Genomic DNA, 15,760 nt, shown 5'->3' with positions numbered 1-15,760 from the left:
CGGATCACTGGGAGCTGCTTCGCAAAAATTGGCTGATCGCAGTCAAGTCATGAGGGGTGAGCAGATACCCTTTTCCGAGCAGTTCAAAGGCTTGCTCCACGCCTTCCATCGTTGGCAGGGGCAGGCTGCTGCTGTGCCTTAATACATCGGCAGCTTCCTCTACTTCCCGCAGCTGGGTTTGAATCTGCTGCCGGTCTGTCATCGGTTTCAGATTCAGGGCAAGCTTTTTGCCCAGATAGCTCATGGTCTGTTGCTGCAAGATTTGTTTGAGTCGATCATATTCGAGTTTGGTATAGGTGTTCGGTTGCACGTTCATTCCTCCAATGTAGTTACAGATTGTTTTCAGGACACAAAAAAAGGCAAAGAAAAGACGCAGCCAAGCGTCCTTCTTTGCCTAATCTGATCCTCATGCCGAATAAACAGTGAAACCTCGCGATTCAGCATCGCACGGCTCATCATTCGAATGAGAAAGATGGCGTTTTGACGTGTTGTGCTGTTCTTAACCTGTGAACGAATGTCTGAAATTGCGCGTTACAAAATAAACCATTGTATCGTGGCTTTTTTTGCAATCTTGCATATTTCCTGCATCCGTATTCAATTCACTAGTTAAGAATGCTCACCAACATCAAAATGTCCCCTTCCGGGCTATAATTACACATAGTGTATCGGCTGACCGAGTAAAAGTCAAGCCGGTTCTATGTGCCATTCTCGTTTCTTGTTTCTTGTTTTTTGTTTTTTGCTTCTTGCCTCTATGTGATCTGGACAGACTTTTTCTCTCGCTCAGCTTGATAAGCCGCTTCCATCAGTCGGGTCAAGTCCAGCGCCATTTGCAGATTCTCGTCCGCTCTTTCCCGTTTATCGATCTGGGTGACCCATTGGGAAAAGGTCGTCGGGCGAGCTTCTTTCATCGGCACCACTTCCCACTCTCCTCCTGTGTCCTGCGTGCGGATACGTACCTTTTCATCTGGTATGCCCAGCGTCAGGCTGCCTTCCGTTCCATGAATTTCAATGGTGAAAGGGGCAAAAGCATTCACAAATCCGGTTTCGGCAATCCCCACAGCGCCGTGATCATACTGGAACAACACGGTCGCCTGATCCTCGACTTCCCTGCCAGTGACATAATTAAAGCTCGTTTGCACAGATTGCGGCATGCCCAGGAACAACCGATTCAGATAGACCGGATGACATCCCAGATCAATCAGCGCGCCTCCCTGACAAGCCTCGGCATCATAGAAATGTTCAGGCAGCCACTCGGCAATCGCTCCATTGTGGGCAAAACGAACCCTTGCCTGAGTCAGCTTTCCCAAGCGGCCAGCATGAAGGACATCCTTAATCGTAGACGTGTAATCATGATCCAGTCGCGGCATGGACACCATCAGGATGACACCAGCCCGATCCGCGGCCGCGATAATGGCTTCCGCTTCACTCGTCGTCGCTGCAAGCACCTTCTCGGTAAAAATATGCTTGCCAGCCTCTGCGGCCTGAATCATCACATCGTGATGCCTATTCGTAGGGGTATCGATTACGACGCCCTCAATGTCGGGTAATGCAAGCACTTCTTCCAGTGACGCATAGAAAGGTACGCCTCGTTTTTCAGCTTCCCTTCTCCCCCGTTCTGCATCCTCATCCCATATTGCTGCAATATCAACAAGCGGATGCTGCAAGGCTTCCTCCGCATAGTCCTTCGCGTGCACGTGCCAAAAGCTGAGCATGGCGATCTTCATCTGACTTCCTCCTCAGGTCGGTGTAATGAATAGTGAAACGATTCATTCATTCGCCTTCATTGTACACGCTTACGTGATCGTTTCACAAGCCTCCCGATTTCCGAAAAGAAGGGCAAATGGATTCACGGTGTCGATGCGATCTGGTCGATATATGAACGGGCAGCATCATCCAGTTCTACATCCAGAGCAGGCAGCGCATCCAGCACATGAACAGGCTTCCGAATGCCAACAAGCGCGGACGACACAGCCGGATGAGCCCATACATAGGCTAGCGCGAGCTGCGCGACGGTCACGCCGTAGTCATGTGCGATGTCCTTCAATCTTGCTACTTTCTCCAGATTATCCTTCAGCCCATGACCCGTAAAATTCTCATCTCGCAAACGAAGTACGTTCAGGACTCTATCATTTTGCGATGTCGGAATGCAGCCAAGCCCTCGTGAATCATCCGGGTCTGCTTATATACCTGTTTGTACAATGGATAAAGCGACTCATAAGCTTCCACATGCGCAGCAACAGGCTCCACCATGCCACTGTAATGAACAAAACGCTCTGCACAGCTGTGCAAGGAATCGAACCAGCCCAGCCCGACAGCGGCCAGCATCGCAGCTCCAAGCGCAGGTCCCTGTTCATCCTTCAGCTTCCTGACAGGCGTCTGAAAGATATCGGCCTGCATTTGCAGCCAATGCCTGTTCTTCGCTCCGCCTCCGATGGATATCACCGTTTCGACGGGTTTCCCTGCCTCCCTGAAACCATCCAATGACTCACGGAGGGAAAAAGTAATTCCCTCCAGCACAGACCGGGCCAGTTCATCTATACCATGTTCCGCACTTAGACCCATCCAGCTCCCGCGAATGACGGCATCACAATGCGGGGTTCGTTCTCCGGACAGATAAGGGGTAAAGAGCAGTCCGTTCGATCCTATCGGAACTTCATCTATACCGCCAAGCAATTCTTCATAAGACAAATCACGTGCAAACAATTCCTTGAACCAGCTCAGGCTGTGACCAGCCGCCAGCGTGACCCCCATACTGTAATAGGCCTCACGCTGGGCATGATTGAATACGTGCAAATCACCCTGATACCGGTCTTCGGCTTCTGTTTCGTAGGAAAGCGCTACACCCGAAGTTCCGATGCTGCACATCACGGCACCCGGCTTGAGGATGCCGGCTCCCAGCGCCCCACAGGCATTGTCTGCGCCACCAGCAAACACCTGGGTGTCTGTAGACAGTCCGACTTGCGACGCGATGTCCGGCAGCAGGTTTCCTACCTGTGTATCTGATTCCAGCAGCGGCGGACAAAGCCCCTCGGGGATATGAAAGGTATCGCAGATGAGCGAACTCCAGCGGCGCTGTTCGATATCCAGGAGCAATGTACCTGCCGCATCGGACAAATCCATGCCCAATTTACCTGTCAATCGATAACGAACATAATCCTTGGGAAGTAAAAAGACCGAAGCTTGACGGAAAAGCTGAGCCTCATACTGCTGTACCCACAGCAGTTTGGGCAACGTGAAGCCTTCCAGCGCGCGATTACGAGTAATCTCTATCAATTTCTCTCCCAGTCTTTCCTCAATCAAGCGACATTCGCTTGTTGTTCGGGTATCATTCCAGAGGATCGCGTCCCGAAGAACCTGATGCTTCTCATCAAGCAACACGAGCCCGTGCATTTGTCCGGAAAAACTCAGTCCTTTCACGTCTGATGCATTCACTCGGGTCTGATTCATCAATTGCCGAATAGCCAGCATCGTACCCGTTACCCATTCCTCCGGCCGCTGTTCACTATACCCGGCCGCTTTTCTCAGAATTTGAAACGGGCTGGAGGCCTCCCCGCATACTTCTCCCTGTTCATTGACCAAAATCGCTTTTACGGCGGTTGTACCCAAATCAATACCTATGACATAACGCATGTTCCAGACCGACTCCTTCCTCACCCATGGACTTCCAAACGATTTATTCACTACAGACTTTTATTAAAATGATCCTTCTCATTCAAATGATCATTAAAAAAGATAGTCGTTGATCAAATTTTTGATTTGCTCCATACGACCGGACTGATTATGAATCGCAGACTGTTGAAGCGCATGAGCCTCCAGCTTATGAAAGTCTGCCTTCCCGCTAACAAAATCTGCCCCGATTCCCTGCTCGAAGCTTGCATACCGCTGCTGAAGCCGATCTTCGAAGAAACGATCCTCCTTCATCTTGTTGGCGGCCTTCAGACCCCGGGCAAACGTGTCCATCCCGGCAATATGTGCATAGAACAAATCTTCCGGCTCAAAGGAGCCTCTGCGCACTTTTGCATCGAAATTGACCCCGCCTGATCCAATCCCGCCATTTTGCAAGATTTCATACATGGCTAAGGTGACCGCATACAGATCCGTTGGGAATTCATCGGTATCCCAGCCGAGCAGCAAATCCCCCTGATTGGCATCAATCGAGCCGAGCGCCCCATTGATGCGAGCCACGCGCAATTCATGCTCGAAGGAGTGCCCGGCAAGCGTGGCATGATTGGCCTCCAGATTGAGCTTGAAATGCTCCTTTAATCCATACTTGTAGAGAAAAGCCAACGTGGTCGCGCTGTCAAAGTCGTATTGATGCTTGGTCGGCTCCTTCGGCTTTGGCTCTATTAAAAATTGGCCCTTGAATCCGATTTCTCCTGCATAAGACACAGCCATGTGATAGAACCTGGCGAGATTATCCAGTTCCAACGCCATGTTGGTGTTAAGCAGGGTTTCATATCCTTCCCGGCCGCCCCAGAATACATAATTCTCGGCACCCAGTTCCAGCGCAACTTCCAGTCCCTTCTTCACTTGTGCGGCGGCATAGGCTACGACTTCCGCATTCGGAGAGGTTGCAGCACCATGTACATAACGAGGATTCGAGAACAGGTTGGCTGTATTCCACAACAGCTTCACTCCTGTATCTTTCATTCCCTGCTTGATCAGACCCACGATCACATCCAGATTTTCATTGGATTCCTTCAATCTGCGTCCTTCCGGAGCAATATCCACATCATGGAAGCAAAAATATGGCGCTTGAATCTTGTCAAAAAATTCGAAGCCTGCTTCTACCCTTGCTTTCGCTAAATCCAGTCCTGTCAGCCCGTCCCACTTCCGCAGCGCTGTATCACTGCCGAATGGATCAGAACCACCACCTGTCATCGTATGCCAATAGGAAACCGCAAATCGCAAATGTTCCTTCATCGGCTTGCCTGCGATCACTTCCTCGGGATTGTAGTGCTTGAATGCAAGCGGGTTGTCAGAGTTCCGTCCCTCATATTGAATGCGTTGAATGTGATTGAAATAGCTCATGTTCATTCCTCCAGTCTAAAATAATCAAAATCGGCATGTCGCTTCGTTCCTGTCAAATCCTGTACACTTATCCCGATAAAAGTACCCGTGAAGCCCCAGTCCGTAAAATACCCGTCCTGAAAGACTGTGGCACACTCATCAGATAACAAGCTGGCATCAAGTGACTGACCCATCTCCACCCATTCAATCCCATCCATCGAATAAGCAAATTGCAGCACACCCTCTGCCAGGCTTGCTTTCAAATAAACGGGACCGGCTTGACGGATCGGGATTGGCTCCGCAAGTATTTCATCATAGCGATCCGCCAGATTCGCGGCAATTTGCAAGCATTTCCCCTCATTTTCATCCCAGGTGACATGCAGATAATAGTAGTTTTTAGTATTGTAATATACGACGAGACCGGCCATCTGCTGAAAGGAATGCGGCTCAAACTCCACACTTGTTTCAGCCTCACAGTGGAACGCAGTCTGTCGTTTTGCGATCAGGCTCTGAGAAAAGCCGGATTGCAGAGATTGTCTTCCTCGTATACGTGCATATCCCTTGCGTTCACGGAGACTGATCCACGACTCATCCATCGGTTCACGCAGCGTACTGAAATGGAGGTCTAGTTTCTCTTCATCGAAATGCTCTACCGTATTGCCCTGATCAAAGGGATGAGACGCCAGATCTGGCGCAGGGACGATCTCCTCTGGCCGATGCTCGGCATCCATCACGCGCAGCCAGCCGCTTTCTGTCTAGTAACAGCGCTGAATCGCGGTTTCTCTGCCCAAATTGCATCGTCTTGTTCCAGGCAAGGGCCTTCCGCACAAATGGGCCAGATACCATTCTCCCCCAGCCGTCTCAACCAGACTGGCATGCCCCGCTCTTTGCAGCGACAGCTCCGGTGATCCTGCCGCTGTCAAGACGGGATTATCGGGGTCTGTATCATATGGACCGAACAGGTGACGGGATCGGGCAACGGTCACCGCATGATCATATCCCGTTCCTCCCTCAGCCGTCATGAGATAGTAGAAATCATTTCGTTTATAGAGATGGGGTCCTTCTGTTCCTCCCAGAGGAGAGCCTTTGTAAATGGGATAAACCGGACCTACCAGCTTGCCCTCAGCGGCAGACCATTCCTGCAACACGATGCCGTGAAACGGATTTTTGCCCTTGCGATGATCCCAGACCATGTTCACCAGCCACTTGCGGCCATCGTCATCATGAAACAAAGACGGATCAAAACCACTGCTGTTCAGATACATCGGTTCTGACCACGGACCCATGATGGATGCCGAGGTGACCACATAATTCGGTGTATCTTTGAATGCACCGGCCAAGCTTTTCACATCGGTATAACAAAGGTAAAAACGTTCTCCATCGTGTGAAAGACAGGGCGCCCATACTCCTCCTGAATTCGGGTTCCCTCTCATATCCAGTTGGCTTTTGCGTGTTAACGGATGCGGCAGCAAACGCCAGTGAACCAGATCTCTCGAATGATAAAGCTGAACACCTGGAAACCATTCAAACGTCGATGTCGCCATGTAGAAATCGTCTCCGACACGGAGAATAGAAGGATCAGGATGAAAGCCCTTCAATACAGGATTGTGGATGTGGCATCTATCCTTTGACTGCACCAGCGGCCACTCCTTTCGTAATATGCTTTTGCAAAAACAAATAGAGCACAATAATCGGCAACGTGGAGATCACGAGCGAGGCACTCATGGTGCCATACTCCGCCGAGAAATTCCCCCGGAATTTCATCAGCCCGAGCGGTAACGGTTTGAGACTGTCACTGGAGATCATCACGAGCGGGAATACAAATTCATTCCAAATGCTAAAGGCGGACAAGATGGTGACCGTAGCCAGTATCGGCTTGGACAAGGGCAGGAAAATGCGCCAAAACACGCCGTAAATCGTACAGCCATCCATCATCGCGGCCTCTTCCATCTCACCTGGCAATTGCTTGAAAAAGCCATAAATCAAAAAGACTGCAACGGGCATTCCGAACCCGATATACGGGAAAAACAGTGCCCAAAAGGTATCGTATAAGCCGAGATTCGTAATCATGACGTACAGCGGAATCAAGGTGCTCTGCACGGGAATAAGCATAGCCAGCAGGAAAAATCCGAGCAGCCATCCCGACCCTTTAAAAGGTCTTCTGGCTAAATAAAACGACACCAGCGTCGCCACAAACAACGTTCCAAGCACACTGAAAAAGGTAATATACGTACTGTTGAACAAGAAATCATTGATCCCTTCATTCCAGGCCTTCACAAAGTTCTCCAGCTGCCACTCGGCAGGCAGGCCCCAGGGATCTCCGTAATATTCTTTGTTGGTTTTGAAAGATGAAATGAACATCCATATAAAGGGATACCCTGTTATCAGCAAATGACTAATCAAAATCACGTAAAATATACCGTTTCGAATCCACTTCTTCATCGTGTCGCTCCCCTCTCTAGTACGTAATCGCTTCCCGTTTCAACAATCGGGACAGCAACAGAGCAACCGTTAAGCCAAACACAAACAGGAAGGTAGAAATGGTGCTTCCATAACCGTAATCAAACAAGGTAAACGCATTTTTCATCATATAGCTGGCGATGACCTCACTTTCATTGTTCGGTCCACCCTGTGTCATAATCCAGATGAGATCAAAATATTTCAGGGAATTGACGACACAATTCAGCACGGTGAAGGTAATGACATGCCAGATCAGCGGAATTCGAATCTGCAAGAGAATTTTCCACTCGCTTGCCCCTTCAATGCGCGCCGATTCCAGTACCTCGTCCGGGACATTCTGCAACGCTGAGAAATAGACGACGACATAAAAGCCGATATACTGCCAGGCAACGACAGTGATGACCGAGCCGAGCGCATAATTGGGATCACCGAGCCACACCTGTGTCCATTTCTCCAGACCAATCTGCATGAGGAAATGATTGAGCAATCCAAAGTTCGGATCATAAATCTGTCCCCACAAGATGCCCAGCACAGCCGTAGACAACATGACCGGTATAAAATAAACGGTTTTGAACAAATTAGATCCCTTCAGGCCATAGCTGAGAAGAACAGCCAGGAACAAGCCAACAGGGAGTTGAATGATCAGGGCAAACACGGTCAACAGGATTGAGTTTTTCAACGCCTTCCATACGATCGGATCCTGGATGAGCTGTACATAGTTGTCCAGACCGGTGTAGATTCTCGGACTGATCGCATCCCATTCAAAAAAACTGTAAAAAATACTCATGATAATCGGTATTACGACAAACAGACTGAAGATGATGATAGCCGGGCCCATAAATACAAACATACTGGACCAGCGGTACAAGCCCCTCTCTCTCATCTGTGCTCCTCCTCTCCCTCTGAAAAGGAATGTGGTCCCAGAAGCTGTATTCACGTTCCAAGACCACACTCTTTCTATTCAAATCGACTGATGGGACGACTGATGACAACTATTGGACAGTCTTCAGTTCTTTCACAATATCCGCATCTGTCTTACCGACGATCGCGGAGGTGGCATTCAGGAAGGCCTCTGCTCTGGATGGGTCGAGCTGTTGATCATAATAGCCGAAGAATCCTTCTGCATTTTCCTGAATAAATTGCAGATATTCATAGGCCAGGCTATTCATTTTGCTCTCATCCAGCTCCATGCCGGTTACAGCTCCGGCCGTACCTGCCGCTTCCGTAATCTTGCCTCGTTCCTGGGCGCTACTCAGATATTTGATGACTTCATATGCGGCGTCGATATCCGTTTCACTCGAAGCTGCATAGCCAAAACCGAATCCACCATGATACACCTGGGACGAGCCTACTCCATTCTCAATCGACGGGAATGGCACAAATCCCACTTTCTCTAGGAACGCAGGATCCTTGGCAAATCCGGCAATCGCCCAGTCTCCCTGCATATACATCGCGGCTTTTTCATTCGTAAACAATGCTTCTGCCGCGCCGTAATCCAGACCCAGAAAACCATTTACAAATCCATTTTTCTTCGTAGCCAGTTCCTTCAGCTTTTCACCCGCTTGCACAAAAGTCTCGGTGGCGAAATCTGTTTCTCCGGTCTTTGCTTTCTCAAACGGTTCCATGCCGCCTTCACGCTGAGCCAGATAGGAGTACCAGTGGAGAACCGGCCAGCGATCCTTGCCTGCTACCGTAATCGGTGTGATCCCGTCGGCATTGAAGGTGTCTACTGCCTGGAGAAGTTCGTCATAGGTGGCAGGGGGATTCAGTCCGCTCTGCTCAAACATATCCATGTTATACCAAAGCATGACGGCATTCAATGCGAGTGGCACTGCATAACTCTTATTGTCATAGGTGAAGGTCTCAATGCCGCCGGGGAGAATGGTATTCTTGAACGCTTCATCTGCATTCAGCTGGCTGGTGATATCACCCAGAACCCCTGCATCAACCAACGTCTTGAACTGGTCACCGCTCCAGTACGTAAACACATCCGGCATGTTGTTACCGGCTACTGCTACTTTGATTTTGGTCTTGAAGGACTCATCGTCCATGAATTCTGCATTAATCTGAATATCCTCGTGTGTTTCATTGAAAGCATCGATTGAAGCCGTTACCAGGGTGCGATGCGGGTCTCTCGCTTCAAAGCTCCAAAGCGTGATTTCCCTGACTTCCTTTGATTCTTCCTTTTGCGGCTTGTTGTTGCTCTCTGACCCCTGATTTGCTTCGTTATTGTTTCCTCCGCAGCCACCAAGCACGACCGTTAATGAAAGCACGACTACAACCAACAACATCATGGATTTTCTTACATGTTTCAAATTGACTTCCCCCTTCTCCAACTGTTTTGGTGTTAACGCTTTCATTTTATCAAGGATCTGCCGGGTCATCTGCGCAGATCAATTGTATAAAATAGCACTTTGGTTGGATGATTGCCTTTAGCTGGATTTGGGATCTTGGGGGTCGATAAGGATGCCCATGGCTAAAGCGCCGTTTGCTATTTTTTCAGGTAGTCCCGATATTGCTTGGGGGTCATGCCTTCCGCCTGTTTGAATATCTTGATGAAATAGCCGCTGGATTGATACCCTACCTTGTCTGAAATATCAAAGATATCTAGATTGGTCGTCAACAAATATTCCTTTGCCTTCTTCAGCTTCAGCGAGGTGTAATACTCACTGAACGTGTACCCTGTTTCCTCCTTGAACAGCACACTGAAATAACTGTGATTCAAATGAACCTGGGCAGCTACTTCCTTCATGCCTGGAGATTCAGAGAGATGGTCAATCATATATGAGATCGCTTTTTGAACGCTCTCATTTAACGTGCCATGCTCCTGCTTTTTGTCCAATATTTCAAGCTGCGGGTGATACAGTTTTTCGCTAATTCGAGCCCGATGCTTGCGTGAGGCTAGCTGCAAGCCTGATTCTACCGCTTCGATCAGCTTCGCCTGATCAACCGGCTTCAGTAAATAGTCCACAATTCCCAGTCGAATACCGGTTTGGGCATAGGTGAAATCTGCATATCCCGTGAGCATGATGGCCGTCACTTCGTTGCCTTGCTTGCGTACTTCTTCCAGCAGTTCCAGACCATCCATACCCGGCATCCGAATGTCGGTCAGCAGCAGGTCAACCTTGTGCGCTTGCAACAATTCCAGCGCTCTCATCCCGTGTTCAGCCGTCAGGATATCATCTTGTCCACCCGCCCATTTTCGCAACGTCTCCAGTATGCCCTTTCTCGTCATCAACTCATCATCTACAATTAAAATGGTATGTTTCATAGACCCGTTCTCCCCGGTATTCTTAATTTGACTGTCGTACCTTCTCCTTCACGGCTTTCGATAGAAAGACCGAACGGCATCCCGAAGCACATACGGATCAATTGATGGACCGTATACAATCCGATGCCCGTCCCTTTCGTTCCGACCATCCGATCCTCTGCATTCATCAGACTCTCCTGCAGCATGCTCAGCTTGGCACCCGGCATGCCGAGACCGTTATCGGAAATGATCAGCCATACATCCCCCGCCTTTTCGATGACCTGGATCTCCAGAAATCCCCCTTCTATCCGAGGCTCTATTCCATGTACAATCGCATTTTCTACAATAGGCTGTATGGTTAGTTTGGGGATATATAACGCCATGTCATTCACCTGAATGTCGATGTGCCATCGAATTCTTCGCTTCATTCTCAGTTCCATAATACTCAGATAGCGCTCAACATGCTGTAGCTCCTCCGCAACGGTAACCATTCCCTGGTTTCCTTTCGGATTGACCGTATATCGATATAGATCAGCCAGCGTCAGGACATAATGAGCCATCTCTTCTTCCCCGTTCTGAATCAGCGACCAGTAAAGGGTCTCCAGCGTATTGAACAGGAAATGAGGATGCAGCTGGGATTGCAGCGCCTTGATTTCTGCTCTGCTCTTGATTAACTCTTTTTCATAAACCATGTCGATCAAGTAATTGATATGTTGTGCCATACCATTGTAAGTGCGGTACAAGTGATTGATTTCTTTATTCACGTGCGGTCTTGTGTGCACGAGCAGCGTCTGACCCTTCTTCCACTGGGACATCGTACGGATCAGATTGCGAATGGGTTTGGTGATCAGGGAGGCCAGGCCGAATGAAACGAGCGCAGACAGCAAAATACCGAGCACACCCGAACCGATCAGGGCTGAACGCAGAATGTCCGTCCCTTGATTCACTTCCTTGTAGGGGATAAGCATTTTCAGTTGCCAGTCTGTACTTGGTACTCCCTTCTGAGCGAGCATATAGGCCCTGCCCTCTACGTTTATCTTCTGGATATCGGCATCGGCCTGCCATTGATAAGTCGGATCTTCAACGGCACGTGAGTTGGATATCAGATTGCCCTGCTGATCTGACAAGATCATGAAGCTGCCCTCCATCCTGGCAATCTCATCATTGAGAAACTCCAGAAAGATCGGTTTGACTCGAACGATCAGATACCCGCCGTCTGCATACTTTCGATCATACAGACGTATCTGACGTGCAGCGATCAGATATTCTTCATTTGCCGGGTCTTTTCCAATCCAGTGCAGAGCCCCCTTGTGTTCCTCAATCGCCTCAATCGTGTCGCGACTGAGCCGATCATGAATCGTCCGACTGACAAGTGGGTAGACAACATTGTCACGGGCATAAATTTCTATCGAATCAATGACAAAGGATGTCCCTGTCGCATTTAAGACAATATTTCTGACATTGGCTCTTTCCTCAAAGGTCAGGTTTTCTTTGACCAGATCTTTCTCCAACATTTTCTGAATCCGTTCATCTGTGATCAACTGTAAGGTGGACACATTCACTTCATTCAACAAGGCCTCTAGTCGTCCATTGACCTGAGAGGAAATTTCAGCCATATAGTTCTCTGCATTTTTCTCCAATAAGTTAGAAAGCACGATATAAACGCCCGAAACCGTCACGAATACCACAACCATGGTAACAGCCAGGAATCCCACAAACATTTGAAAGCGAGTGGTTAAGAGTCGGAAGCCATGACGCAATCTTTTCACTTTGCACCTTCCTCGGGTTCATGTTTACCTACAGTGTAACAGAGAACGGATATATGAAAAGGACAGAAAAGAAAAAACACACAGGCACCTAGCACTGTGTGTCAATATCCATTCATTTATAAACGTATAAACGCAGATTCCACCTAATCCCCAAGCCATCCAAAAGCCGTCGCGGACTGATCGAAAATTGAACTGTTGATCAATGACCGCCCTGCTCTGTCCACACGGTCTCGATACGCTGCAATCGAATATATTCGTTAGGATGCAGCTCTGCACGAAAATAGGCAAACAAATAAATGGCATCCATAAACGTTAATGAAGGGTAACATACGATCCCTTGCTGCGTATAGGGATTATCCATCAGCACTTGCCACTCTCCGGTTCGAACCTGCGAGGGAAACTGCTTGAGTAGCTGGATTTTGGATTGCAGGATGGTGGTATATTCCTGCCAAATGGATTGCCAGGAGGGGCTGATTTTCTCCGGATGCGGCAATGCGAGCTGCGCACGGTGCAAAATAGCAGCCATCCGATCCATATCGTGTTCTTCAAATCGCTTGAGCTGTACACGCAAATCATCCAGCCATTCTCGCACCGCTGCAAATCCTGCTTCGGTCATTTGCTCTCCCAGTTGCTTGCAGGCTGTCTCTTCTTCCAATGTCAGCAACGCTTGTACCCAGGGTGACGTAATCGCCAATGAGGACGTCCGTTGCCCACTGGCCGTTTCTTGTTGCTCCTGCACGTCCATTTGCTCGGTTGACTTCTGAGTCACTCTTGTTCCGTCGGTACGGGTCATTCCCTTCCTCCTTCGCTGCACAGATAAAGAAGGCGCCAGCTCGGGATGAGCGACGCCTGTATGCAAGCATACCTACCCTTGCAACCTTCTATTCCTGCATGGAGAAACATCACTTCGAACGTTTCATGAACAGGTCTGCTTACAGATAAGCACTTTCATGTCTCGCTTTCAGTCTCATCCAGCGACGCTCCACTTCCTGTTCGAAATCTTGCAGCGCCTCAGCATATTCCGGTTTCGTCAAATGCTTCGTTTTCCCCATATTCTTCAGCCAGTCCTTGACGGAAATCCGTTTGCCCTTGTCTTCCGGGTTGTACGTAATGTTCGTTACACCCTGTTCAATCTCATACAGCGGGAAGAAACAAGAATTGACGGCCTCATCAATCAGTGTCTGCCCAATCTGCTCCTCGGAGAGCCAGTTCAATGGACAGGTAATCAATATTTTTCCATAAACAAGTCCTTCATTTTGCGCATAATACTGGGCCTTTGCTGCTTTTTTCAGCAGGTCTTGCGGGATGGACTCACTGCCCGTAAATACATACGGAATATTGGTCGCCGCCATGATCTGAGCCGTATCTTTATGATGAAACAGCTTTCCGCCCTGATGCTTGCCGACATTTGAGGTCGAAGTGCGATGACCGATCGGTGTCGAATAGGACAGTTGCGCCCCCGTGTTCATATAGCCTTCGTTATCGTACTCCAGGATGATCATTTTATGATTGCGCAGTGCACTGCCGATCGCAGGTCCCATTCCAATGTCCATACCACCATCACCGGTAATCATGACAAAGGTAAAGTCATCCTGCAGGTTCAGATGATCCAGCTCGCCTCTGCGCTTGCGCTCCCAGAACATCTCCACCACCCCGGACAGCGTCGCCGCACCATTCTGGAACAGGTTGTGAATGTAGGTCGCTTTATGAGAAGAGTAAGGGAAGCCGGTGGTGACCACCATGGCGCAGCCCGTATGGAACAAGGCCACGATATCGCCTTCAATGCCTTTGAAGAAAACTTCAAGTCCCGAGAAAATGCCACAGCCCGGGCAAGCTCCATGACCCGGTGCCAGACGCTTTGGCTTCTTCGTCAATTGGCGAATTGGCGGTACCCGTACTTTGAGTTCTCCGGTTTCTTCATTTTTCTCCGTTTTGATGAGTCCCGTATTGAGATCTTCGTATTTCATCGGCTCCAGCACGCGCTGCGGCTTCTTGTCCGGATCACCTGGTGTATGGCCGTAATAATCAAACGGAATCTCAACTTTGCCAGCTGCCACCGCATCCAAAGCAAGCTGGAAGAACTGGTGACCGTCCTCCGCGTAAAAGTCCTTCCCGCCCAGACCGAATATCCGGCTGATGACCATCGTATCCCGGTTGCCATGTGTAAACAGTGCCGCCTTGATCTCTTGTGTCATATTGCCGCCGTATGCCCCGTAGGAATCGGCACGATCCCCGACTGTAATGGCCTTCACATTCTTCAATGCTTCAGCAATTTGCTTTTGCGGGAACGGACGAATCATATTTGGTGCGATAGAGCCGGCTTTTATCCCTTTTTCTCTCAGTTGATCCACGACGTCCTTGATGATTTCCGAGGAGGAGTTCATCAGGAAGACCGCTACCTCGGCGTCTTCCATCCGATACAGGTCAAGTACAGGATAATCTCTGCCTGTCAGCAGCGCATACTCCTTGCGAATCCGTTCGAATACCTCTTCAGCCTTGTACATCGCGACCGATTGCTGGTAACAGTTATTAATATAATCCGGTTCATTCATATAGGGTCCTACTGTGATCGGATTCTCCCGATCGAGTGTATGGGCAAACCCTGCCGGAGGCTGTTCCCCGATGAATGTATGTACATCCTCACGATGGGCAAAGGTCTGCACGCGACGTTTCTGGTGAGAGGTAAAGTAACCGTCTGAGGCCACCATGACCGGAAGACGCACTTCTGGGTCTTCTGCCAGCTTGATCGCCATAATGTTCATATCGTACACGGCTTGAGGATCACGGCACATGAGGATCGGCCAGCCGGTATTCAGTGCATAGTACAGATCGGAGTGATCCCCGTGAATATCCAGCGGTCCTGATACGGAGCGGCATACCAGATTCATGACCATTGGAAAGCGGGTTCCGGATTGAACCGGCATTTGCTCCAGCATGTACAGATACCCGTTGGCACTCGTAGCATTGAACACGCGGCCGCCAGCGGTGGAAGCCCCATAACAGATCCCTGCGGAGCCATGCTCGCCATCGGCAGGAATCAGCTTGATGTCATGCTGACCGTTCGCTTTCATCAAATCGAGAAATTGCGCCACTTCGGTTGAAGGGGAGATCGGAAAATACCCCATCACATGATAGTTGATCTGATGGGCCGCATAAGCCGCCATCTCATTACCGGATTCATAGACCATCCGCTGTTCGACGGTCCCTTTCACCACTTCTTTATCGATTTCCATTGCCATCTGCTATTTCACCTCTTTACGATTCGTATCGG

The 15,760-nt window shown here is 49.4% G+C and carries 14 protein-coding genes; all 14 read right to left on the bottom strand.

The genetic code is table 11. From position 1 onward, the window contains the following. Window positions 1–4 precede the first annotated feature (4 nt). Window positions 5–310 carry a hypothetical protein gene (locus ACFSUC_RS14000; RefSeq protein ID WP_379930241.1) on the bottom strand — a complete coding sequence of 102 codons (306 nt, stop codon included), beginning with the start codon at window positions 308–310 and terminating at the stop codon, window positions 5–7. 439 nt (window positions 311–749) lie between these two features. Continuing rightward, window positions 750–1,724, bottom strand: a complete 975-nt coding sequence (locus ACFSUC_RS13995) for a Gfo/Idh/MocA family protein (RefSeq protein ID WP_379930240.1) — start codon at window positions 1,722–1,724, stop codon at window positions 750–752. 122 nt (window positions 1,725–1,846) lie between these two features. Beyond that, complete coding sequence (locus ACFSUC_RS13990; RefSeq protein WP_379930239.1) at window positions 1,847–2,104, bottom strand: aldo/keto reductase; 258 nt, start codon at window positions 2,102–2,104, stop codon at window positions 1,847–1,849. A gap of 11 nt (window positions 2,105–2,115) precedes the next feature. Next, on the bottom strand, window positions 2,116–3,630 hold the full coding sequence (gene xylB / locus ACFSUC_RS13985; RefSeq protein WP_379930238.1) for a xylulokinase: 1,515 nt from the start codon (window positions 3,628–3,630) through the stop codon (window positions 2,116–2,118). Window positions 3,631–3,723: 93 nt separating this feature from the next. Next, on the bottom strand, window positions 3,724–5,031 hold the full coding sequence (gene xylA, locus ACFSUC_RS13980) for a xylose isomerase (RefSeq protein ID WP_379930237.1): 1,308 nt from the start codon (window positions 5,029–5,031) through the stop codon (window positions 3,724–3,726). A 2-nt stretch (window positions 5,032–5,033) separates the two neighbouring features. Further along, on the bottom strand, window positions 5,034–5,741 hold the full coding sequence (locus ACFSUC_RS19270) for a beta-xylosidase family glycoside hydrolase (RefSeq protein WP_449288691.1): 708 nt from the start codon (window positions 5,739–5,741) through the stop codon (window positions 5,034–5,036). 24 nt (window positions 5,742–5,765) lie between these two features. Next, the gene (locus ACFSUC_RS19265; protein ID WP_449288690.1) at window positions 5,766–6,647 is read right to left on the bottom strand and encodes a glycoside hydrolase family 43 protein; all 882 of its coding nucleotides are present in this window, start codon (window positions 6,645–6,647) and stop codon (window positions 5,766–5,768) included. After that, entirely contained in the window at window positions 6,631–7,452 is an 822-nt protein-coding gene (locus ACFSUC_RS13970) for a carbohydrate ABC transporter permease (protein ID WP_379930236.1), read from the bottom strand. The genes ACFSUC_RS19265 and ACFSUC_RS13970 overlap by 17 nt, the downstream gene beginning before the upstream one ends. Window positions 7,453–7,468: 16 nt before the next feature. Next, window positions 7,469–8,353, bottom strand: coding sequence for a carbohydrate ABC transporter permease (locus tag ACFSUC_RS13965; protein ID WP_379930235.1), 885 nt, complete (start codon window positions 8,351–8,353; stop codon window positions 7,469–7,471). Between the two features lie 109 nt (window positions 8,354–8,462). Further along, window positions 8,463–9,785 carry an ABC transporter substrate-binding protein gene (locus ACFSUC_RS13960; RefSeq protein ID WP_379930234.1) on the bottom strand — a complete coding sequence of 441 codons (1,323 nt, stop codon included), beginning with the start codon at window positions 9,783–9,785 and terminating at the stop codon, window positions 8,463–8,465. Window positions 9,786–9,961: 176 nt separating this feature from the next. Further along, window positions 9,962–10,741 carry a response regulator transcription factor gene (locus tag ACFSUC_RS13955; protein ID WP_379930233.1) on the bottom strand — a complete coding sequence of 260 codons (780 nt, stop codon included), beginning with the start codon at window positions 10,739–10,741 and terminating at the stop codon, window positions 9,962–9,964. After that, the gene (locus ACFSUC_RS13950; protein ID WP_379930232.1) at window positions 10,738–12,489 is read right to left on the bottom strand and encodes a sensor histidine kinase; all 1,752 of its coding nucleotides are present in this window, start codon (window positions 12,487–12,489) and stop codon (window positions 10,738–10,740) included. The genes ACFSUC_RS13955 and ACFSUC_RS13950 overlap by 4 nt, the downstream gene beginning before the upstream one ends. Window positions 12,490–12,688: 199 nt before the next feature. Beyond that, a complete protein-coding gene (locus ACFSUC_RS13945; RefSeq protein WP_379930231.1) occupies window positions 12,689–13,282 on the bottom strand; it encodes a hypothetical protein in 594 nt (197 codons plus the stop codon). A gap of 139 nt (window positions 13,283–13,421) precedes the next feature. Continuing rightward, the gene (locus tag ACFSUC_RS13940) at window positions 13,422–15,728 is read right to left on the bottom strand and encodes a thiamine pyrophosphate-dependent enzyme (protein ID WP_379930230.1); all 2,307 of its coding nucleotides are present in this window, start codon (window positions 15,726–15,728) and stop codon (window positions 13,422–13,424) included. Window positions 15,729–15,760: the final 32 nt, after the last annotated feature.

Origin of the sequence: Marinicrinis sediminis, from assembly GCF_042685085.1 — a bacterium.
GTDB classification, from domain to species: domain Bacteria; phylum Bacillota; class Bacilli; order Paenibacillales; family KCTC-33676; genus Marinicrinis; species Marinicrinis sediminis.
Note: the sequence above shows the minus strand (reverse complement) of the source record. Positions and strands in the feature narration are given on the sequence as shown.